The following is a 20310-nucleotide window of genomic DNA, read 5'->3' on the forward strand; positions in this document are numbered from 1 at the left end:
TCGAAAAAGCGAAGACGCTGCCCTGCGCCTTCCTGACCATGAACGGAGCCAGCAATGGCCGTTAAAACCGCCGGGGACCCCCAGGCCTTCACGCCCGAACAGCTGCAATCCGTGAGGGGCACCCTGATGTCCCCGCGCCGGCTCAAGACCGAAGTCCTCGCCGGACTGGTCGTCGCCCTCGCACTGATCCCTGAAGCGATCGCCTTCTCGATCATCGCCGGCGTCGATCCGCGGATCGGGCTCTTTGCCTCCTTCACCATGGCCGTGACGATTGCCTTCGTCGGCGGCCGTCCGGCCATGATCTCGGCGGCGACCGGTGCGATTGCTTTGGTGATCGCGCCGCTGGTGAAGTCCCACGGCCTGGACTATTTCGTCGCCGCCGTCATCCTGGCCGGAGTCTTCCAAATCGTTCTCGGTCTGTCAGGTGTGACAAAGCTGATGCGCTATATTCCCCGCTCGGTGATGGTGGGCTTCGTCAACGCCCTGGCCATCCTGATCTTCATGTCCCAGGTTCCCGAACTCATAAATGTTCCGTGGTTGGTCTACCCCCTCGTTGTGTTGGCGCTCGTGATCGTGTTCGGCCTGCCGAAGCTGACCAAGGCTGTGCCGGCCCCGCTGGTCGCCATCGTAGTGCTCACACTCATCACGGTTTTCGTCTCCGTGGCTGTCCCGACTGTGGGAGATAAGGGCGAGCTCCCCGAGTCGTTGCCGACCCTGTTCATCCCGAACGTCCCGATCAACCTGGAGACCCTGCAGATCATCTTCCCCTTCGCCCTCGCCATGGCATTCGTGGGTCTGCTCGAATCCCTGATGACCGCCAAACTCGTCGATGACGTCACCGATACCCGCTCGCACAAGACCCGCGAGGCCTGGGGCCAGGGCGTGGCAAACATCGTCACCGGGTTCACCGGCGGCATGGGCGGCTGCGCGATGATCGGCCAGACCATGATCAACGTCAAAGCCTCCGGCGCCCGCACCCGGATTTCCACCTTCCTCGCCGGCGTTTTCCTGCTCATCCTTGTCGTCGCCCTCGGGGATTTCGTCTCCGTGATACCGATGGCCGCCCTCGTCGCGGTCATGATCTTCGTTTCCTGGGCCACCTTCGACTGGCACAGCATCCGCCCCCGGACGCTAAAGATGATGCCCAAGAGCGAAACCCTAGTCATGGTCGCCACTGTCATCGTGGTCGTCGCCACCCACAACCTAGCCATCGGCGTCGGCGTCGGTGTCCTTGTGGCGATGGTGCTGTTCGCCCGCAGGGTCGCACACCTCGTCACAGTCGAACGCACCGTCACCTCCGTTGGCGGGCACGAAACCGCGACCTATGTGGTGGACGGAGAGCTGTTCTTTGCCTCCTCGAACGACCTCTACACCCAGTTCGAATACGCTCTGGACCCGGCACACGTGATCATCGATATGCACGCCTCCCATCTCTGGGACGCGTCCACGATTGCGGCCCTGGACGCGATCACCGAGAAGTACCGCCACCACGCTATTGACGTGAAAATCGTCGGCCTCAACGATGCCAGCATCGTGATGCGTGAACGCCTCGGAGGCAAACTCGGCGGCCACTGACCCCCGCGCCCTCCCTTACGCGGAGGATCCCCTACCGCATAGGCGGCAGGGGACCCTTCAGGTGTGTGGATCGGTCAGGTCACCGGTGGCGGTCTTCCTGGTAAACGTCCGGGATGCCGTCTTGGTCTGTATCGATGGCTTCTTCGGCCTGCACGGCACGGTACTGACGGTTCCGCGTGACCAGTACTGCCGCCGCCAGGAGGGCGGCCAGCAGCGACGCGGCGAGGATTCCGACCTTGGCGTGGTCATCGTGGGCGCTGCCCTGTCCGAAGCTCAGCTCGGCCACGAGGAGTGAAACCGTGAAGCCGATCCCGGCCAAAAGCGAGACTCCGAATACATCAATCCACTTCAGGGACTTGTCCAGAGACGCGCGGGTGGCCTTGGTGAGGAGCCAGGTGGTGCCCAGGATTCCGATTGGTTTGCCCAGCACCAACGCCACGATGATGCCGATGGCTACAGGATCGGTCAGAGCCGAGATCAGACCGTCCCAGCCACCCACGGCGACACCGGCGGCGAAGAAAGCGAAAACCGGGACTGCGATGCCGGCGGAAATAGGCCGGAACCGGTGTTCGAAGATCTCGGAGAGGCCAGGTCCGGCAGCGGGGCCGCCGCTGGCCTGGGACCGGATGACAGGGATGGCGAACCCCAGGAGTACACCGGCGACGGTGGCGTGGATACCGGAGGCATGCACCAACGCCCAGGTGATTACTCCCACGGGGAGAAGGATTACCCACGCCGCGGCGGCTCTGGTGCCAAAGAACCGGCGGTACTTCTGTGCCAGGAACGTGTAAACCGCCAGCGGAAGCAGGGCCAGCAGCAGTGGCCCGGCCTGGATATCGGAGGAGTAGAACACCGCGATGATGCTGATGGCCAGAAGGTCATCGACCACGGCCAAAGTCAGCAGGAAGATCCGCAGCGCACTGGGCAGGTGCGACCCGATGATCGCCAGCACAGCCACTGCGAAAGCAATGTCGGTTGCCGTAGGGATGGCCCAGCCCTGCAGGGTCTCAGGACTGGCCAGATTGATCAGCGCATAAATAACGGCAGGAACTGCTACACCGCCGACAGCCGCTGCGATGGGCACCACGGATTTACTGAACTGGCGAAGGTCTCCGGCCACGAACTCACGTTTGAGTTCCAGCCCCACAAGAAAGAAAAAGATCGCCAACAAACCGTCTGAAGCCCAGGCCCCCAAGCTGAGTTCCAGATGCCAGGGCTGAAAACCGAGGCGGAAGTCCCGCAACGCGAAGTAGCTATCGGAGACCGGGGAATTGGCCCAGATCAGGGCAATGACTGCTGCGGCGACCAGTAAGATCCCGCCAACGGTTTCCTTCCGCAGGATTTCACCGATTCGCAGCACTTCGCCGTAGCTCCCCCGTCCCAAAACGGAGGAACGCGGAGGAGCAGAAGGGTTTTTACTCATGAAGGTGTCCTAAACTTTGGGGCGACAAAGAACGTGCCGACCAGACTTCCCGGCTCACCTCCAGTAAGTCTACACATTTTGCCCCTCCCATTGCCCAACCCGGTACCTGGGGCTGGCAGCCCTCAATGGAGAAGGGAAGGGGCAACTTCCCGCCTGCCTGATCATCGGCACAGTGCCGTATGCAGCCTTGGTGAGCCTGCGGATCCCGGGCAAAGGGCATTGGCTGCGTTGGCGCTGCTCAGAGGACTGCAGACGGTGCGTTCCGGCGATCTTCCCAACGTGGCAAACGCGGTGGCCCCGGAGGGTCCCGAGCGGTTGAGTGACCACGTTTCTCTTGGCGTGTTGACGCGGGTCTTCCCGGCTGATGTGGTCGGCGCGGTGGTCGAGCGTACTGGGGCGTTGGAGCAACGGAATCGGTTATTGCCGTCGCGGTTGATGGTCTATTACGTGATGGCGTTGGCGTTGTTTTCCAATGGTTCGTATGAGGAGGTCATGCGGTCGTTGCTGGCCGGGATGGAGTGGCTGACGGGGCGGTTCCGTGAGTGGACGATGCCGACGAAAGCAGGGATCTACAAGGCGAGGAACCGGTTGGGGTCCGCGGTGATGGTGGCGTTGTTCGCCGAGGTCGCCAAGCCGTTCGCGGTCCCGGGCGGTCCAGGGTTCTACAGGCAATGGCGGCTGATGTCCGTGGACGGGACCACCCTGGATCTGGCCGACACCGCCGCGAACGAGCGCGCGTACGGGCGGCCGGGGACGAAGACGGAGTTCAAGAGCGCGTTCCCGCAGGCACGGGTGCTGGGCCTGGTGGAGTGCGGCACCCATGCGGTCACCTCGTTGGTGGTCTCCGGCTATCACACCTCCGAACACGACATGTATCCGGCTCTCCTCGCGGACCTGGCCGAGGACATGCTGGCCATGGCCGACCGCGGATTCTTCTCCTATACGGCGTGGAAGGACAGTGCCGCGACGGGGGCGGCGTTGTTGTGGCGGATGAAAGCCAACAGCGTGCTGCCCGTGCTTGAGGAGTTCGAGGACGGATCCTACCTGTCGGCCGTGTATCCGTCCACCAAAGACCGGCGCCAGGATACGAACGGGATCCCGGTCCGGGTGATTGAGTACGAGGTCACCACCGGAGAGGAAGTCAGCAAATTCCTGCTGATCACCACGATCCTGGACCCGGCCGCTGCTTCCTCCAAGGACCTGGCCGGCCTCTATGCCCGCCGCTGGGAAATTGAGTCCAGTTTCGACGAACTGAAAACCCACCAGCGCGGCCCCGACATCGTCCTGCGCTCCAAAACACCCGACGGAGTGCTCCAGGAAATCTACGGCTACCTCTGCGCGCACTACGCGATCCGGTCCCTGATCGGCGCCGTCGCCGCAGAATTCGACGAAGACCCCCTCCAGTTCTCCTTCACACGCACCCTCCGGGCCACGCGGCGATCCCTCGCCGGGCGCCCGGCTTTTTCCAGGCGGGGATGGTGTAGCCGGTGATGGGCCGGTCTCGTGGCGTCGTGGACGAGTAAACGGTCTGCAGCCGGGACTGTCGCGCCAGCTTCCCAGTGGCGGATCGGCATTCCTTGTTGGGTTGGTATCCCGGTGGGGTTGCCTATCCGGGGGTGTTGCCGAGCCGTCGTTCCTCGCGTGTTTGACCGTACGGCACGTCGGGGTGGAGGGTGACGGTGAAGTCGTTGTAGGCGTGCTGGGTGACCAGGATTCCGTGACCGCCTACTGCCATGGCCTGGGTGATGGCGGTGTCGACGGCGGCGGTCAGGTTGGTTTGGATCGTGTCGGGGTCTTGGCCGCTGACGTCCAGGGTCAGGGTTGTCGGGCGCATGGTTCTTGCTTTCTTTCGGAGGCGGATGCAGTGGGTTCACCTCGCGCGTGGGCGGGAGCGGCGTGGCCTTGGAAGGACAGCCGCTCCCGCCTCGCTGCGGTTGGTGGGGTCAGTGGTGGAGGGCGGCTGCTTGTTCGAGGTTTTGGCCCTTGGTTTCGGGGGCCATGAAGAAGCTGACGGCTGCGCCGAGTAGTGCGATGCCGGCGGCGATCCACATGGTGCCGGAGAGCCCGAGGTGGGTCAGGGCCAGCGGGGTGGCGAAGGTGCCGATGGCGGCGCCGATGCGGCTGGTGCCGGTGCACAGTCCCACGGCGGTTGCCCGGACTTTGGTGGGGAAGAGCTCGTTGGGGTAGATCCATTCCAGGATCGAGGGGCCACCGTTGAAGATGGCGTAGAAGGCGAAGGCCAGTGCGATCAGGCCCAGGGGTGCGGTGGGGAAGAGCGCCAGGAACAGCAGGCCGACGCCGGAGAGGATGAAGCCCCAGATCAGGACGGGCCGGCGGCCGAGTTTGTCCACGACGAGGAGGGCGACGACGTTGCCGACGAGGAAGAAGAGGTTGATCAGGCCGTAGCCGATGTTGGCTTCGTCGCCGGACTGAAGGTTGAACAGGGCCAGGATCTGGGGTCCGAAGGCGTAGATGGAAAACAGGGTGACGATGGTGCAGGTCCAGAAGATGGAGATGAAGATGACCCGGTGCAGGTAGCCGCCGGTCAGGACCAGTTTGAAGGCCTGGGTGGTGCTGAGCTTGGCCGCGTTGGGGTCGTGTGCGGTGATGCCGTCCAGGGTGGCGCCCTCGCCGATGGTCTTCTTCAGGATCTCCAGTGCCTCCTGATGCCGGCCTTTGCCGACGAGCCAGTGCGGGGACTCGGGGATGGTGGCCCGGGCGATGAGGATCAGCACGGCGGGAACGGCGGAGGAGAGCAGCATCCAGCGCCATCCGTCCTCGACGGAGAGAAGCCAGTAGCCGACGAAAGCGGCGACGGTGGCGCCGACGAACCACATGGCGTTCAGGCCGCCGAGGAGCCGGGCGCGCCAGTTTTTGGGCACGAATTCGGCGACCAGGGACGTCGCGATGGGGTAGTCGGCGCCGACAGCGATGCCGATGAGCAGCCGCAGGACGAACAGTTGCCAGGGGTCCTGGACGAAGAACTGGGCGATAGAGAACACGATGATGGCCATGAGGTCGATCGTGTACATGAGTTTGCGCCCGATTTTGTCGGTGATGTTGCCGAAGATCAGGCCGCCGAGGAAGACTCCGATCAGGGCGGATGCGCCGATGAGTCCGTTCCACCATTCGTTCATTTGCCAGGCCGGGATGATCTGGACCAGGGCGATGCCGATGATGGCCAGGATGTATCCGTCGAGGAACGGGCCTCCTGAGCTGAAGAGGGTGAGGCGTTTGTGGAAGGAGTTCAGCGGTGCTGAATCGATGGTCATCTGAGACGCCGGTGCTGGTGCGTGGGAAAGCATGGAGGTTCCGATCTGGGATGAGGGAAAGCGACGTTGGTAACCCAACAGATCCGTGGGTGTGGTCCGGTCAGGCTGTTACGGCTGCGACCGCATCGATCTCGATGCGTTTTTCGCCTCTGAACCGGGCAACCTGCACGGTGTTCCGGGGAGGCAGGGGGTCCCGTCAGCCCAACTACTGTTGATGAAGCTGCTGGCGGGCTTGGTCATCACGGGCATTCTCGAACCTCTTAGTGGTTGTTGATCTGTGACTGTTCTCACGATCAACGGTAGACCCGAAACGCCGTCTGCTGAAGTATCTATTTGATGAGAATCAATATGCGTTTAGTCTTGTTGGTATGAACCTTCGTCGCCTGGAGCTTTTCGTCGCAGTGGCCGAAGAACTGCACTTTAACCGTGCCGCAGAACGGCTGCATATGGCCCAGCCGCCGCTGAGCCAGCAGATCCGCAAACTCGAAGAGGAATGCAAGGCCCAGCTGTTCGTGCGCAACTCCCGCAACGTGCAGCTCACCACCGACGGCGAGCTGCTCCTGAAACACGCCCGTAAAGTCCTCAGCCAGTACGGGACCATGACAGCGGCACTCCGGCAGGCCCGGGACGGCGAAATCGGGCGTCTGCGTCTCGGTTTTGTCTCATCGGCGGCCATCTCGGCTCTTCCGCCCGTGGTGCGGGAACTCCGATCGCAATGGCCCGGCATCGACCTCGAACTCCGCGAGGAGACCACCGACGCCCAGATTGACCTCATTGCCGCCGGAGCGCTGGATGCCGGAATCGCCCGGGAAGTCCGGACCGTGCCGGGCCTCAGCACCACGCTCCTGCAAAACGAACGCCTCGTGGTGGCGGTCGCGACAGGCCACCCCCTGGCCCGACGGACCTCGGTCGGGCTTGGAGAACTGAAGGGGGAGAGGTTCATTGCCTTCCCGCGGGACCGGATCTCACGGCTTTTCGACCACATCGCTGCACTGCTTCACGCTGCCGACGTCGACTTCGACCTCGCCCAGCAAGCCGTCCAGTTCCCAACCATCCTCGGGCTGGTGGCCGCCCACCTGGGCATCGCAGTTGTCCCGGAATCCCTCCGCGCCTTCGCCATGCCCGGCCTTGCCTACCTGGACATCCAGGACGCCCGCGCCATTTCCCGCGTCAGCCTGATCTACAGCAACGACATGACCGACTCACCCCTCGTCGCCAAAGTCAGGGACGCCTGCCGACAAACAATGGGAGCCCCGGGGCCCGGATAACAGATGGCTGCAACATTAGCGGGCTTAAGCACCACGCCAACGCGTGCTGTTCCTGTCAACAGGACTTCGCCATCTTTTCCCGGCCGTGTACGTCCTCATCCCGGGCGAACAGGTCTGGAGCAGCCCCGTACAGTTGGCGCTTCCGGTCCTGACACTGGTGCTGGCGCGTGGTGATCCTGCGCCATGCCTTGCCGAACGCCATCGGCCCGGTTGTCCAGGTGATTGCATTACAGCTCGCCTGGCCGATCGGAGGGGTGGTGATCGTTGAGTTCCTTTTCCGCTTCCCGGGCGTCGGATTCCAGCTGATAGACGCCGTCACCAACAGGGATCTGCCCGTGGTGCAGGCACTCGTGATCGTTATGGCCCTCTTCTATGCGGTGGTGAACCTGCTTGCTTGCCGCCGACCCGAAAGTAAGGGTCATCTTCACGGAGGACGACGCCGCACCCGCCGGAGCCACCCGCGGCCAGGACGTGCTGGAATTGTCCATGTTGGCCATCCAACAGCAGGCCGCCTCCGCCGTGGACATTTCCTGGGAAAATCCCCGCCGGACCAATAACTCCCGCACCGACGAGGCTGAACGACAGATTTCCATTTGCTGAGGGAAAACTGAGGCCGACCCCTATGGGGCCGGCCTCAGTCCTTTATGCACAGCATCCGCGAAGCTGACTACCTACACCGAGCACCATAAGGTCTTTACCCTCGATCAGCTTCCCGCTGAACCTCTTTTCAGCCGCCTCCCACCGAACCGGAGGTCAATGACCGCCCGGATGCGTTCACCGTTCAGGTCGCATATCTCCGCCCAGGAGTCGAGGAATAGTGGGGCTCCCCTTCGCGGATCACCACCAGCTCAGAAAGGCGGCCCTGGTTGCCCGGCCAGTACTCCGTCTTCCCGGAAAGTTCGGCGATGGATTGCGTGGCACAAGATTCGGCACCTGCGTGCGGAGGATGTTCTCCTCGGCCTGCGCCTTAGCAAACGCAAGTTGTCAGGCTGGCCACTCAAACGAATACCCAAGCCACCTAAGTAAACGGTATTGCCATTAGGCCCGTACCGTAAGATTTCGCAGCCGGTTCGACGTTCAGCGGCGGGTACAGTGATATCCCCGGCGCGGACGGTGTCGGGGCGGTTTTAGAGGGCCGCTGGGCTTGCGTCCGCAGCATCGGTCAGCCTGTGGAGGGCTTCGCGGAGTCTGGCGTCAGCGTCGTCCGCGACGGCGCGGACGACGGGGCTGTCGCTGAGCTGGACCATGGTTTGTGGGTCTATGGCTTCGACGGTGGTTTCGCGCGCGTCCTTGCCTCGCCGGACAACGACATTGCACGGCAGTAATGCTCCGAGCGCCGGATCGGCTGCGAGGGCACGGCTCGCCAGCTTGGGGTTGCAGGCCCCGAGGATTATGTAGTCACCGACGGCATCCCCGGCGTCGATCCCGAGTTTGGTCTCGAAAGTGGAGCGGACATCAATTTCAGTAAGGATGCCAAAGCCCTGTTCGCTGAGCACCGCACGCGTGCGCTGGACTGCGTCCTCCCAGGACAGCGGGACGTTAACGGTATGCGTGTAGCTCATCGGTTTGCTCCTAATGTGTCGTGACATGTTCGGGTCCGGGCCAGTCCGTCGCCATGCCGGGACAGTTTGGGGAAACTCCCCCGGCACCGGGTCTTGGGTCCCTGCCTGTCAGGCGAGGGAGAGGAAGAGCTTTTCCAGTTCTTTTTTGTCCATGGTGGTGTCTTCGCGGACGATGCACTGCTCCAGCCCGCTGGCGATGATCGCGAAGCCGGCCCTGTCCAGGGCCTTCGAAACGGCAGCCAGTTGCGTGACAATGTCCTTGCAGTCCTTCCCCTCCTCCAGCATGCGCGTGACAGCAGCGAGCTGGCCCTGCGCGCGCTTGAGGCGGTTGACCACAGGGGTCAGTTCAGTCGAATCGAGTTGCATGAAGTCTCCAAGAAAGTGGGCATCTTGCCATTCATTATATACCCCCTCGGGTGTTTTGCATACCCGCCGGGGGTATCTATAATACTCAGTGAGGTATACACCAACGACCTCTTCGAGCGGCCCCCAGGTCTTCCCTTTTCCCCTTCGCCGCCATTGGCGCTCTGGCGTCAGGACCTTGCGCAGCCGGGTCGCCGAGCATCAGGACCATGGTCATTGACGTACGCTCTGCCGCTGAGTTCGAGTCGATGCACATCCGGGGAGGGTGAACTTCCCGTTCCCGTCGGACAGGAACCGGCGCCGCAGGCGGCCAGCCCGAGCGTGAGTAGGGTCCCCGCTGCCAGGGCAACGGTCCGTGTCAGACAATGCCTCATGTTCGTGTTCGTTTTCTTACCCCGGCAGTTCAAGGGCGGGATGATGGGTGACGTCGACCGCGGGGCGCCGGTCAGTCACGTTCTGCCGGTGGCCATGACTGCCGCGGCGGTGTCTCCCGTGGTGGGTCCGCCAGTGCCCGGCGGGTCGGCGATGAGGGCCCGCGCGGAGACCGGGATCGTGATTCGAATGGCATCACCGGTGCCCAGCAGCCGACCCCCAGGCGCCTCTGTCTGGAGGGTGACGCCGGACACGTCGACGGTGACCAGCCGGCGGGGTCCCAGCACCCGCATATCCGTCGCGATTGCGGGTACGCCGTGCCCTGCGGGGCCCCTGGCATCGTCCAGGATGCTGATGCTTTCCTGGCGGATGACCATCACGCCGGGGCCGTCGGGCCAGTCGGTGTCCGCGGGCAGGTCAAGGTCGCCCAGGGCCGAGTAGTGGACTCCGCCCCGTACGGTTCCTGTGATTTCGTTTGTGCCGCCCATGAGCCGGTGGACTTCCAGGGACGCGGGCCGGGAGTATAAGAGGTCGACGCGGTCGTCCTGGAGCAGCCCGCATCGGCTGAGGACCGCGATGTGGTCGGCGACGGCGGCCGCTTCGTCGCGGTCATGGCTGACCATGAGGATGGTGGGGGCCAGCCTCTTCCGCAGCTGTGCCAGCAGCTCGTGCATGCTGGAGCGCAGTTCCTGGTCGAGGGCGCTGAACGGCTCGTCCAGGAGCAGGATGGCAGGCCGGGCGGCAAGGGCCCGGCCGATGGCCACCCGCTGGGCTTGCCCGCCGGAGGGGGCCGTCACGAGACGGCGGCCGGGACAGCAGACCGGAGTCCGAGAGCAGCAACCCGACGGACGCGGCCCCTACGATGTGCGGAAAAGGGATCCTAAGGGTACTGACGGCGGCAACGACCCGGCCGCACCAGCGGCCCTGGACGATGAGGCCTGGTCGAAGCCCAGCGGCACCTTGGTGTATCCGCCGGAGACGCTGCAAAGCACCTGCCGGGTGAAGACGGAGTCGGTGAAGTCCGGCGGTGCGGGGGTACCATCCACAGGCGTACGGTCTGGCCCTGGGCAGCTGCGGTGACTTGGTCCCAGCCTGTGAAGTCGGTCTGCGCCCCCGGTGGGGCGGCACAGTCAGCCAGGGCCAGCGCAGCGACCGCGTTCGCGGCCGTACCGGAGAGCATGTTTCTGGCGCGGAGGGTAAAAGTTATGGGCGGTGTGCCGGTCCTGTCGGGGTAGTGATCGTCTACGGCGGGGCCTCTTCGCCGGGTATTGGCTGTTCTCACGGCTGCGGCTCCCCGCCCGCGGCCACCGGTGTGACGGGGCGGAGAGGGAGCATTTTGCGCAGCCCGGCGTTTTCTGCCGCGTCCAGGGTCGAATGCTGGACGCAGGCCGGGACCAGGCGCCCGGTTTCGGGGTGACTCATCGCGTACATGCACGAGCCGAGGCGTTCCTGGGTTTCCCGGATCTTCGGGTCATCGCTGGTCACGCCGCGCTCCATTAGCGCCCAGGCCGGTGCGACATCGGCGGCGTCCATGAAGTTGTGCACCACGAACGTTTTGAACGACAGCCGGCGGCTCCAGGCTGCGGACGCCACCGTACCCAGGCCGCCAGCCCGGCGCACGAGGCGGCGGGCAAAGGACACGACGACGGGAAGGTCGTCCAGATGGGCCAGGAGTGCCCGGAGGATTTTGGTGCCGACGATCCACGCAGGGGTGCCGCCGAAATACATGCCGCCGTGGTGTTTCAGGAGCCTGTCGCGCGCGGCGAGGTCCCGGGGATCGTCCGGGTCCAGCAGTGGAGTGAGTACCGATCCGGTGCTGAGGGCGACGGCGGTCCGGTTGCACCGGGTGTCCCCGAACTGGGTTCCCTGCCAGGGAATGGGTTGCCCGGCACCTGCTTGGATGCGGGACCATACGGCGTCGATGGTGATTTCCTCGAAGTCCGCGGACCATCTCCGGTCGTCCCCTATGTAAGCAGCCGGCTGGAAGGAGAGCATGTCGTACTGCATGCCGAGCACCGCGTGGGTCACCCCGGCGACCTGGTCGATGTTGGCGGGGGTGACGGTCATGTTGTGGGCAATATAGGAGCTGACGCCGTGGTCGTGTTTGAGGGCGACGAACATTTCCGCGAACCGGGCACGGAACGGGTTCAGTTCGGCTTCGTTACGGGGGCGTGCGGCCCCGCGACGTCCCCGCATCAGCGAATCGAAGTGGGCGGCAAAGGACACTTTCCGGAACCGGGGGCTGCCCTCATCGTCCAGGACGACGTTGAGGAGGTAGTCGTAGTCGAAATCGCCGTGCGTCATGGACATGGGTTCGCGGCCGTTAGCGTGCATGGCTTGCAGTGCTGCAGCGTGGTCGTTGGCCGGCAGCAGGCTGACTTCTCCGCCGATCAGCTGGGCATGGGCGCGGGGGCCTCGGACCCGGCGCAGGAACTCCATTTGTTGTGTGACGGCCGTGACGGTGTGTTCGCCGTCGATCCGGACTTTGTTCGCGTCCGCGGAGTGGTAGCACGGTGAGCAGGTCAGATTGCATTTGGGGAACACGCCGTGGGTGCCTTCGCAGCCGACGGCGCTTCGTCCCAGCAGCTGCGCCGGGGTCTTCACGTGTCCGGGGAGCCCGGCCCAGCGCTGATCCATCGCAGCCCTGCTCTCCGGGTGGACCGGGCGTGTGAGGAGCTCGACGCTCCGGAGGAGGGCTGCGATCTTCATGGTCTCCTGCTGTGCTGGTGTGAGGCTAATCGGCGCTTCCTCTGGAAAGGGTGCCGGGAACGGGGCGGTGTCTTAGGCGGTCAGTTCCGGGACGGCCGGCAGGTCCAGTTCGGTTCCGGCGTAGTGGTTGAAATAGTTGGTGAACAGGTTGGCCGCGATGTGGGCGAACGCCTCCGAGAGTTCCTCGGCGCTCCAGCCGGCGTTCAGGGCGGCCTGCCAGGTCGCGTCGGAGACGTTCCCGGTCCTGGCTGCGGCTTCACGGGCAACCGAGGACATCGCTTCGAGTTTGTCGTCGAAGTCCACTTCACCGGCGCGGATCGCGAGGATCTGCTCATCGTCCAGCCCTGCCCGGCGTGCCGAGAGGGTGTGGGCGGCCTGGCAGTAATCGCAGCCGTTCTGGTTTCCGACGGCCAAGGCAATCGCTTCGCGGGTGCGGGCGTCAAAGCTGCCGTGCTCGGCGATAGCGGCGGACATCCCCATATAGGAGGCGATCACGGCCGGCGAGTGGGCCATCCCGGCGTGGATATTGAGCAGCTTGCCCATTTTCTGCTCCAGTTTCCGTGCGTTGCCTTGGGACGCTTCGGGGGCTGTGGCAACGGTGTGGGCGGGAATGCGTGGCATGCGGAAACTCTCATATCTTTTGGGACTGACAGGACAAAACGGTGGGTGGGGAAGAAGCCAACCGACGCGCAGGGGCACGTTCAGGGATGGTCGTCGCTGACGATGACGCCCCCGCCGGGGGCGAAGGCGACGTGGCCTTTGATCATCCGGGCCAGGGGTGTCGGCCGCGGGTAGGACCAGGCGGCGTTCGGTGCCCTGTGGTCCCCGGCGCGGACGTGGTGGTAGCGGGCCACACCCTTCCAGAAGCACAGGGTGCGGACCCAGCTGTTTTCCAGTGTGTCCGGCACCAGCGACTCTGCGGGGAAGTAGTGGTTGCCTTCCAGATACACCGTCTGCCCGGAGCGGGCGATCACCTGGCCGTGGAACGTGGCGGTGATCATGAGGAGCTCCTAGCCAGTTTTTGCAGGACGTCGCGGTCCTGGATGACGATGCGTCCGCGGCCCTGACGGATGGCTTTTTTGGCTGTGAGGTCACCCATGATTTTGCTGGTGGCTTCCCGTGAGGCGCCGAGGAGGCCGGCGAGCTGTTCGTGGGTCAGGTGGATGGTCCGGGCCTGCCCGAAGCGCGGCGGCCCCGCGGCATCGCCGAGTTTGAGCAGGGTGGACGCCACCTGGGCCGAGAGCGGCCGCAATGCCAGGTCGGTGAGGCGTTCTTCGAGCCGGGCGACCTGTTCGCCCAGGAGCCGCGAGATCCGGATCGCGATGCGCGGATCCGAGAGCAGGAACCGTTCCACCTCCTCCACGCTGAGCTGGCAGATCGCCGCGTCTTCGATGGCCTCGGCGTAGTTGTCATACATCCGCTGGCCCACGAGCATCATTTCCCCGAACACCGCGCCCGGCTCCAGGATGGCCATGGTCAGGGCCTTGCCATCCTCGGCCACCCGGAAAACACGCACCCGGCCGGACTTGAGGATGAAAAGGGCCGTGACGGGCTGGCTTTGGCTGAACAACAGCTCGCCGCGGCGGAACAGCCGGGCCGGAGCCATAAGGTCCATGGCCTCGATCTCCTGCGCACTGAGGTCTGCGAACAGATCAACTTCATTCAAACAACTGAACGGGTCAGTGGGTCCTGCCATGAGGGGATCGGCCTCTCGTTGCCGCGGGGCCCACGGTCGCAGGTCTCCGGAGACGGTGGCCCCCACATCGACCCGGCAGGAATCGGTCATGCCCGGCTCTTGAGGACGCGGACCGCCACCACTCCCAGAATAACGCCATAGATCATGTGGCCCATGAGGCTCATCAGCGCGGTGAGATCAACAGTAAAAAGGGGCATGCCCATCATGACCGGCATGATCATCAGCGGGCCCAGGACCCACCAGATGGCCCCGTAGCCGAGTCCGACGAGGGCGCCGCGGCCGTACCCGGTGAGAAACCGGTTGCCTAACAGCACCGTCAGGCCGAGCCCGATCATCACCGAAATCATCAGGTGGACGCCGAACCCGACCACGGCCGAGGCGGAGCCGACAATGGACGCGATGACGGGCAGCATGTCCATCATGGCCATGAGCATGCCGAAGACGATACCGCCGGCAATACCTCCGGCGACCCCGGCGAGGACGCGCCGTCCAATGCCGGTAGCTGACGTGGGGCGGGAAAGAGCTGAAGCAGAAGCCATGACGGCGACCTTCCATGGAAGAGGTTTTGCTGATGTCTTCAAGGTATGACTGGACCGGGACACCCTTCAGTAATCTGCACTACACAGCAGACACTCATGGCGGGCGCGGTGCATTGCGCCCCCGCGAACCGGGCTGTGAACGCGGCGGCTACCCTCATCTGTCGTGCCTCAAGTTCCCGGCCCGGATCTGGAGGTGTCCGCCCCGCGCGGAAGCCCGGACGACGTCGACGCACCGTTCCTCCACGGCCCGCCAAGGGGCGGCGGTGATGTCGGATCCGCCGACCGCGCAGGCCAGCCGCGCCAGTGGAGACAACCAACTCGCCAATCCCTCCGGTTCCTGCAGGTCCACAACACCGACCCGCGCCTGTGTGCCCAGCAGTCTCGTCATGTTCGTCCACGCCTGCTCCCAGTCCCCCATCAGGGACAACGAATAGGTCGCCAGGGCTGCATCAGAAACCTCGGCTCCCCCGCTTTCTTCAATGCGGGCAGCGACGGTCCCGGGATCGAGCAGCACCATGTCGGCCTGGAGCAGGATCACGTTCTGCCAGCCGTGGGCCTGGGCGCGGCGCCGCGCCTGGTGGAGCATTTCGGCGCTGCGGTCGATGCCGACGATGGTCCCGGAGGAACCAACGCGCTCCTGCAGCAGGGGAAAGTTCAACCCGGTTCCGCAGCCGATGTCCAGCACCTGCTGGCCCGTTGTGGGGGCCAGAACGTCAATGCCGAGCACCCTTCCGGCATGATAGACAGGGTATTCGCCCGAGAACAGATCATAAAACGGGGCGAACAGCGTGTATTTATCGCGGATGGTGGTCTCCTTCTGGTTCGATCCGCCGCAGCGGCACGGTCGCGGAAGACCGCACCGCCGGGCGCTTTTGTCCGGCATTTAACATCACTTACGAGGAGTCCATCATGGCAGTCGAGAACCCGATCGTTGACCTGCTGGTCGTGGGCGGGGGAACTGCGGGAATCGTGGGCGCCAAAACGGCGGCCGGGCTCGGAGCGCAAACCCTGCTGGTCGAACAGGCCCGCACCGGCGGTGACTGCCTGTGGACCGGATGTGTGCCGTCCAAGACCCTCCTCTCGGCAGCCGAACACGCCACGACAGCCCGCGCGCTGACCGGCCGACCCGCGGCATTCGCTGATGTACGGAAGCGCATCTTTGCCGCGATCGATACGATCGAGCCCGTCGACTCCCCGGACGCACTCGAAGCCGCCGGAGTTGAAGTCATCAAGGGCGCTCTGACGTTCCGCTCCCCCGGGGTGGCCGAGGTGGACGGCAGGACGATCCGCTTCCGGCAGGCACTGATCGCCACCGGTGGGGCCCCGGTAAGCACCGGCATCCCGGGCCTGGACCCGGAGGTTACCGTGACCTCGGACACGATCTGGGAACTCGCCACGCTTCCGGGGCGGCTGTCGATTGTCGGCGGCGGCCCGATCGCCTGCGAACTCGGACAAGCCTTTGCCCGCCTCGGATCCGAGGTCACCATGATCGTCCGCTCCCGGATCCTCCCTAAGGAAGATCCCGACGCCGTCGACCTCGTCCGGGACAGCCTGGCATCCGACGGTGTCCGCCTCCTGGAAAACACAACCGTCGAGAACGCGGTCGCCACGGGCACCGGATCCCGGCTCCTGCTTCGGGACGCTGCCGCCGTTGACGCCGACACGGTCCTGCTGGCCACCGGGCGCACGCCCCGGACCGCGGGTCTGGGACTGGAGCGGGTCGGGGTAAGCCTGGACAAGGACGGCCAGGTGATCACGGACACCCGGATGATGACCTCCAACCCGCTCATCTGGGCGGCGGGAGATGTGACCGCGAACCCCCAGTTCACCCACCTGGCCGGAGTCCACGCGTCTGTGGCGGCGTCGAACGCGGTGCTCGGGCTTAAACGCCAGGTCAGCGGCACCGTGCCGCGGGTGACGTTCACCTCCCCGGAGGTGGCCGCCGTCGGGCTCACCACCCCCGACGGCGGTCTGCAGCACCGCGCCCGGACTGTCCGCCATACCCATGTCGATCGGGCCGTCACGGAGGACACGACGGGCGGGTTCACCCGGCTGATCGTGGACCGGCGGGGAAAAATCCTGGGCGGCACGATCGTCGGCCCGCGGGCGGGGGAATCCCTCGCTGAACTGACCCTGGCCGTCCAGAAAGGGATGACCACCTCGGACATTGCCGGAACGACCCACCCCTACCCGACCTTTTCGGACGGGGTGTGGATTGCCGCCGTCGCCGACGTCAGGGAGCGTCTGGCGTCGCCAAGCATGCGCGGGGCAATGGCGGGGCTGGTCTGGTTCCGGCGCCGCTGGCTGGACCGGCCCGTACCTCGCCTAGGGACCGGTAGCCGGCGATGATCCGCTGGACGCCGCTGGCGGTCACTAAAAGCGCCCAGACAGCCGCGATTTCCCAGGCGGCACCCGGCAAGACCAGCCACAAGCTGTGTACGGCCACGGTCTCGGCGCCTTCAGTCAGGCCGCCCAGGAACGACAAGGACCGGCCGTCCCGGAGCTGGCGGCCGGTCTTTTCAGCGATGGAGGAGAAGGCCAGGAACGCCGTGCCGTTGATGTAGTAGGCGAAAAGGACCAGCAGGAACGGCAGCCACAGGGCACCGAAGCCCTCTGTCGCGCCGATCCCGACGCCGACCACTGTGGCGCCGTAGACGATGAAATCAGCGCAGATGTCCCAGAATCCGCCCCGCCCGGTGTCTTCAGTCCCCGCGCGGGCGTTCCGGCGCCGGGCCAGGGGGCCGTCGAGGCCGTCGGCCACCCGGCAGAGCAGCCACGCGGCCAGGGCCGGCAGCCACCATTGCACCGCCGCAAGGACCGCGCTGGCAAGGCCAAGAACCAGGTTCAGGCCCGTCAGCCGGTCCGGAGTGATCCACGGCCGGTCCAGCCAGCCGGCGGCCCGCCCCAGAGCTGGCTCCATGACCCGCCGCAACCGGGCATCAAACATCGGTGGCCCTGCCCTTCCGGCGTCGCCGGACCGCGACCGCCAGCCCGGCCACCGTGAGAATGCCGAGTGCCACGAGGGCAAGGTTGAGTTGCCATCCCGGCTGCAGGCCGAACGCACCCAGGGTCACGAAACTCACCGTTCCCGGAAGGATGCCGATGGCGGTCCCGAGGAAGTAGGGCCACCATCGGATGGAGGTCAGCCCGGCGGTATAGTTGATGGCCGTAAACGGCAGCACGGGTACCAGCCGGACACCGATCATGGCCGGCAGGCCGCGGCGCCGTAGCAGCTCATCGACTTTCTCCACCCGTGCCCCGGTGAATTTCTCCACCGCCTCCCGGCCCAGCCAGCGGCCCAGCCAGAACGCGGCGACGGACCCTAGGATCGCGGCGATAAAGACGACGGCGATTCCGCCGGCGAACCCAAAGACCAGCCCCGCGGCTACTGAGAGGACGTTTTTGGGCACCGGCGCCAGCGTCAGCACGGCGTAGCCCAGGATGAAAGCCGCTGGCCCCCACCAACCGGCGGTTCCGAAATAGCTCCGGATGTCCTCGACCGGCGGAAGCGGAACAACCAGCGCCACCACGGCGGCGGCGACGACGAGAACCAGCAGGATTCCGAGCCGAATCACGGCCCTGCGTCTGCTGCGCGGGAGAGAACCCGTCACGGGGCGTTACCCCCGACGGCGGCAGGGGCCCGGGTTTTGTCCTCGGCGGTGCGGATGGCCCAGGCGGCATTGACGAGGCCGATATGGCTGAAGGCCTGCGGAAAGTTGCCGAGCAGCTCGTTGCTGTCCGGGGCAACCTCTTCGGCCAGCAGTCCCAGTTCCGTGGCGAATCCCGCAGCCCGTTCGAAGACGGCCCGGGCGCGCCGGGGCTGTCCGGCCAGGGCCAGGGCATGGGCCAGCCAGAACGTGCACAGCAAGAATGTACCTTCCTCCCCGGCGAGCCCGTCGTCGCCCTGGTACCTGTACACCAGGCCCCGGCTGTCGGTGAGCCGTTCTTCGATGGCATCGATCGTCGCGAGCATCCGGGGATCATCGGCGGGCACGAACCCCACGATGGAGAGCATCAGGACCGACGCGTCGAGGTCTTCGGAGCCGTAGGCCTGAGTGTAGGCGTTGGCTGTTTCGTTCCAGCCGTTCATCCGGATCGAGTCGGCGAGCTGTGCCCGGGTCTGTTCCCAGCGGGGAACCCGGTCTTCGGCGCTCAGGACCCCGGCGAGGCCGATGGCCCGGTCCACGGCCACCCAGCACATCAGCTTTGAGTGAAGGTAGTGCCGGGGAGCGCCGCGGACCTCCCAGATGCCCTGGTCCATGGACTGCCAGCGAGATGCTGCCGCGTCGGCCGCGTCGGCAAGGAACTGCCGCGTCCCGGGGTCCAGATCATTCAGATACTCCGGGAGGGTCGCTGCGGCGTCGAGGAGTTCGCCGTAGACATCGAGCTGGCGCTGGTCCCAAGCGCCGTTGCCCACCCGGACGGGGGCGCTGTCGCGCCAGCCCGGAAGGTGGGCCAGTTCGCGTTCGGACAGGTCGCGTTCCCCGCCGACGCCGTACATGATCTGCAGTTCGTCCCCGCTGCTCAGCCGGCCAGCGGCCGCGGTTGCGAGGAACTGGAAAAACTTTCCGGCCTCATCCGGGCAGGCGGCCACCCACAGGGCCTGCAGGGTCATGCTGGCGTCCCGGATCCAGGTGTACCGGTAGTCCCAGTTCCGGGTGCCGCCGACCACCTCGGGCAGGGAGGTCGTCGGGGCTGCGACGATCGCCCCGGTCGGATAGAAAGTCAGTGCCTGCAGGATTCTGCCGCTGGAAGCGACCAGGTCATGCCAGGGTCCGTCGTAGCTCTGATGCATCCGGGACCAGCTGCCCCAGCCCTCCAGTGTGTCCACAAGCCGGCGCGCAATGTCCGGCTGGCTCCAGAACACCGGCGGTACCGGCCCTGCGTTGCGGTGGTGAAGCGCGAATCCCAGAACGTCTCCGGCCTGGAGAACTGGCTTCGCACGCGCTTGGCCATCATCGAGTTCGAAGGGGACCGGGGTGGAGAAGGCCAGCATGTCGGCCCCGCCGTGGACGAGGATTCCGCCGGCGGTGTCCTCAAGGAGCGGCCGGACGAGGCCGTAGTCCGGCCGCGGCGCGAAGACCACCTCCATCTCGACTTCGCCATCGACACAGTCCACCTGCCGCAGAATCGTGCCTGGAGCCCCGGCGCCGAGTTCGTGGCCCCGGTTCCCGTCTCCCAGCACCAGGGCGTCGGTGACTTTCACGGTCCCGCTTGCTGTGGTGTGGAGTGTTTCCAACACCATCGTCGGCCCGAGGTACCTCCGCTTCGAAGTGTGCGGGCCCGCGGGCCGGATCGCCCAATAACCCGCGTCCTCGCCCAGGATCCGCCCGAACACCGAGGGGCTATCAAAACGGGGGAAACACAGCCAGTCCACGGAACCTGCGGCGCTCACGAGCGCGGCAGAGCGGCAATCGGAAAGCATGGCGTAGTTGGCGATGGGCTCACTGGTCATCGGGACACCTGCCTGATTCACTCGAAACGGTCCAGTGCGTCTTCAATGGCGCGGTGGAAGGTCGGATAAGCGTAGA

At 65.2% G+C, this 20310-nt stretch carries 19 protein-coding genes and 2 pseudogenes; 5 read left to right on the forward strand and 16 right to left on the reverse strand.

Translation table 11 applies throughout. From position 1 onward, the window contains the following. Positions 1–54 precede the first annotated feature (54 nt). On the forward strand, positions 55–1575 hold the full coding sequence (locus ACQCS0_RS11940; protein ID WP_354154819.1) for a SulP family inorganic anion transporter: 1521 nt from the start codon (positions 55–57) through the stop codon (positions 1573–1575). 79 nt (positions 1576–1654) lie between these two features. Here ACQCS0_RS11940 and nhaA read toward each other — a convergent pair whose 3' ends face one another. Next, a complete protein-coding gene (gene nhaA, locus ACQCS0_RS11945) occupies positions 1655–2998 on the reverse strand; it encodes a Na+/H+ antiporter NhaA (protein ID WP_354154820.1) in 1344 nt (447 codons plus the stop codon). Between the two features lie 279 nt (positions 2999–3277). Between nhaA and ACQCS0_RS11950 the strand changes: the two genes are divergently transcribed. After that, a complete protein-coding gene (locus tag ACQCS0_RS11950) occupies positions 3278–4489 on the forward strand; it encodes an IS4 family transposase (RefSeq protein WP_354154935.1) in 1212 nt (403 codons plus the stop codon). Positions 4490–4604: 115 nt separating this feature from the next. Here ACQCS0_RS11950 and ACQCS0_RS11955 read toward each other — a convergent pair whose 3' ends face one another. Together ACQCS0_RS11955 and ACQCS0_RS11960 are read right to left on the reverse strand one after the other, a co-directional pair. After that, the gene (locus ACQCS0_RS11955; RefSeq protein ID WP_354154821.1) at positions 4605–4832 is read right to left on the reverse strand and encodes a hypothetical protein; all 228 of its coding nucleotides are present in this window, start codon (positions 4830–4832) and stop codon (positions 4605–4607) included. Positions 4833–4941: 109 nt separating this feature from the next. Further along, the gene (locus ACQCS0_RS11960; RefSeq protein ID WP_354154822.1) at positions 4942–6270 is read right to left on the reverse strand and encodes an MFS transporter; all 1329 of its coding nucleotides are present in this window, start codon (positions 6268–6270) and stop codon (positions 4942–4944) included. A gap of 368 nt (positions 6271–6638) precedes the next feature. Between ACQCS0_RS11960 and ACQCS0_RS11965 the strand changes: the two genes are divergently transcribed. Continuing rightward, on the forward strand, positions 6639–7538 hold the full coding sequence (locus ACQCS0_RS11965; protein ID WP_354154823.1) for a LysR family transcriptional regulator: 900 nt from the start codon (positions 6639–6641) through the stop codon (positions 7536–7538). A 218-nt stretch (positions 7539–7756) separates the two neighbouring features. Continuing rightward, positions 7757–7873: pseudogene (locus ACQCS0_RS11970) on the forward strand (ABC transporter permease); the annotation flags it as partial. Between the two features lie 426 nt (positions 7874–8299). Here the strand turns inward: ACQCS0_RS11970 and ACQCS0_RS11975 are convergent. The 10 genes and pseudogenes from ACQCS0_RS11975 to ACQCS0_RS12020 form a co-directional block, all read right to left on the reverse strand. After that, positions 8300–8510, reverse strand: a pseudogene (locus ACQCS0_RS11975) (hypothetical protein); the annotation flags it as partial. 155 nt (positions 8511–8665) lie between these two features. Further along, entirely contained in the window at positions 8666–9100 is a 435-nt protein-coding gene (locus ACQCS0_RS11980; RefSeq protein ID WP_354154824.1) for a DUF302 domain-containing protein, read from the reverse strand. Between the two features lie 108 nt (positions 9101–9208). After that, a complete protein-coding gene (locus ACQCS0_RS11985) occupies positions 9209–9466 on the reverse strand; it encodes a metal-sensitive transcriptional regulator (RefSeq protein ID WP_144662938.1) in 258 nt (85 codons plus the stop codon). A 446-nt stretch (positions 9467–9912) separates the two neighbouring features. After that, on the reverse strand, positions 9913–10632 hold the full coding sequence (locus ACQCS0_RS11990) for an ATP-binding cassette domain-containing protein (RefSeq protein ID WP_354223945.1): 720 nt from the start codon (positions 10630–10632) through the stop codon (positions 9913–9915). 481 nt (positions 10633–11113) lie between these two features. Then, complete coding sequence (locus tag ACQCS0_RS11995; RefSeq protein ID WP_354154827.1) at positions 11114–12544, reverse strand: hypothetical protein; 1431 nt, start codon at positions 12542–12544, stop codon at positions 11114–11116. Positions 12545–12616: 72 nt separating this feature from the next. Then, complete coding sequence (locus tag ACQCS0_RS12000) at positions 12617–13165, reverse strand: carboxymuconolactone decarboxylase family protein (protein WP_354154828.1); 549 nt, start codon at positions 13163–13165, stop codon at positions 12617–12619. Positions 13166–13245: 80 nt separating this feature from the next. Beyond that, positions 13246–13545: a DUF427 domain-containing protein gene (locus tag ACQCS0_RS12005; protein ID WP_354154829.1), complete on the reverse strand. Its 300-nt coding sequence runs from the start codon at positions 13543–13545 to the stop codon at positions 13246–13248. Next, positions 13542–14330, reverse strand: coding sequence for a Crp/Fnr family transcriptional regulator (locus tag ACQCS0_RS12010; RefSeq protein ID WP_354154830.1), 789 nt, complete (start codon positions 14328–14330; stop codon positions 13542–13544). Before ACQCS0_RS12010 ends, ACQCS0_RS12005 begins: the two co-directional genes overlap by 4 nt. Beyond that, positions 14327–14779 carry a hypothetical protein gene (locus tag ACQCS0_RS12015; RefSeq protein ID WP_354154831.1) on the reverse strand — a complete coding sequence of 151 codons (453 nt, stop codon included), beginning with the start codon at positions 14777–14779 and terminating at the stop codon, positions 14327–14329. Before ACQCS0_RS12015 ends, ACQCS0_RS12010 begins: the two co-directional genes overlap by 4 nt. Before the next feature lie 154 nt (positions 14780–14933). Further along, positions 14934–15662 carry a class I SAM-dependent methyltransferase gene (locus ACQCS0_RS12020; protein WP_354154832.1) on the reverse strand — a complete coding sequence of 243 codons (729 nt, stop codon included), beginning with the start codon at positions 15660–15662 and terminating at the stop codon, positions 14934–14936. Between the two features lie 26 nt (positions 15663–15688). On the opposite strand from ACQCS0_RS12020, the gene ACQCS0_RS12025 reads away from it, so the two are divergent. Beyond that, positions 15689–17128: an NAD(P)/FAD-dependent oxidoreductase gene (locus tag ACQCS0_RS12025; protein ID WP_354154833.1), complete on the forward strand. Its 1440-nt coding sequence runs from the start codon at positions 15689–15691 to the stop codon at positions 17126–17128. Here ACQCS0_RS12025 and ACQCS0_RS12030 read toward each other — a convergent pair. The 3 genes from ACQCS0_RS12030 to ACQCS0_RS12040 are packed head-to-tail and all read right to left on the reverse strand — an operon-like array spanning position 17013 to position 20234. Beyond that, positions 17013–17726 carry a CDP-alcohol phosphatidyltransferase family protein gene (locus ACQCS0_RS12030; protein WP_354223954.1) on the reverse strand — a complete coding sequence of 238 codons (714 nt, stop codon included), beginning with the start codon at positions 17724–17726 and terminating at the stop codon, positions 17013–17015. The genes ACQCS0_RS12025 and ACQCS0_RS12030 overlap by 116 nt on opposite strands. After that, positions 17719–18354: a TVP38/TMEM64 family protein gene (locus tag ACQCS0_RS12035; RefSeq protein ID WP_354154835.1), complete on the reverse strand. Its 636-nt coding sequence runs from the start codon at positions 18352–18354 to the stop codon at positions 17719–17721. Before ACQCS0_RS12035 ends, ACQCS0_RS12030 begins: the two co-directional genes overlap by 8 nt. Positions 18355–18386: 32 nt before the next feature. Continuing rightward, positions 18387–20234: a glycoside hydrolase family 15 protein gene (locus tag ACQCS0_RS12040; RefSeq protein ID WP_354154836.1), complete on the reverse strand. Its 1848-nt coding sequence runs from the start codon at positions 20232–20234 to the stop codon at positions 18387–18389. Positions 20235–20310 lie beyond the last annotated feature (76 nt).

The sequence above is a fragment of the Pseudarthrobacter sp. S6 genome, from assembly GCF_050156575.1.
Classification (GTDB): domain Bacteria; phylum Actinomycetota; class Actinomycetes; order Actinomycetales; family Micrococcaceae; genus Arthrobacter.

Excerpts from the sequence above, each read along its gene's own strand:
- ACQCS0_RS11940 (WP_354154819.1), top strand. The coding sequence starts at position 55 with ATGGCCGTTAAAACCGCCGGGGACCCCCAGGCCTTCACGCCCGAACAG.
- nhaA (WP_354154820.1), bottom strand. The coding sequence starts at position 2,998 with ATGAGTAAAAACCCTTCTGCTCCTCCGCGTTCCTCCGTTTTGGGACGG.
- ACQCS0_RS11955 (WP_354154821.1), bottom strand. The coding sequence starts at position 4,832 with ATGCGCCCGACAACCCTGACCCTGGACGTCAGCGGCCAAGACCCCGAC.
- ACQCS0_RS11960 (WP_354154822.1), bottom strand. The coding sequence starts at position 6,270 with ATGACCATCGATTCAGCACCGCTGAACTCCTTCCACAAACGCCTCACC.
- ACQCS0_RS11965 (WP_354154823.1), top strand. The coding sequence starts at position 6,639 with ATGAACCTTCGTCGCCTGGAGCTTTTCGTCGCAGTGGCCGAAGAACTG.
- ACQCS0_RS11980 (WP_354154824.1), bottom strand. The coding sequence starts at position 9,100 with ATGAGCTACACGCATACCGTTAACGTCCCGCTGTCCTGGGAGGACGCA.
- ACQCS0_RS11985 (WP_144662938.1), bottom strand. The coding sequence starts at position 9,466 with ATGCAACTCGATTCGACTGAACTGACCCCTGTGGTCAACCGCCTCAAG.
- ACQCS0_RS11995 (WP_354154827.1), bottom strand. The coding sequence starts at position 12,544 with ATGAAGATCGCAGCCCTCCTCCGGAGCGTCGAGCTCCTCACACGCCCG.
- ACQCS0_RS12000 (WP_354154828.1), bottom strand. The coding sequence starts at position 13,165 with ATGCCACGCATTCCCGCCCACACCGTTGCCACAGCCCCCGAAGCGTCC.
- ACQCS0_RS12005 (WP_354154829.1), bottom strand. The coding sequence starts at position 13,545 with ATGATCACCGCCACGTTCCACGGCCAGGTGATCGCCCGCTCCGGGCAG.
- ACQCS0_RS12010 (WP_354154830.1), bottom strand. The coding sequence starts at position 14,330 with ATGACCGATTCCTGCCGGGTCGATGTGGGGGCCACCGTCTCCGGAGAC.
- ACQCS0_RS12015 (WP_354154831.1), bottom strand. The coding sequence starts at position 14,779 with ATGGCTTCTGCTTCAGCTCTTTCCCGCCCCACGTCAGCTACCGGCATT.
- ACQCS0_RS12020 (WP_354154832.1), bottom strand. The coding sequence starts at position 15,662 with ATGCCGGACAAAAGCGCCCGGCGGTGCGGTCTTCCGCGACCGTGCCGC.
- ACQCS0_RS12025 (WP_354154833.1), top strand. The coding sequence starts at position 15,689 with ATGGCAGTCGAGAACCCGATCGTTGACCTGCTGGTCGTGGGCGGGGGA.
- ACQCS0_RS12030 (WP_354223954.1), bottom strand. The coding sequence starts at position 17,726 with ATGTTTGATGCCCGGTTGCGGCGGGTCATGGAGCCAGCTCTGGGGCGG.
- ACQCS0_RS12040 (WP_354154836.1), bottom strand. The coding sequence starts at position 20,234 with ATGACCAGTGAGCCCATCGCCAACTACGCCATGCTTTCCGATTGCCGC.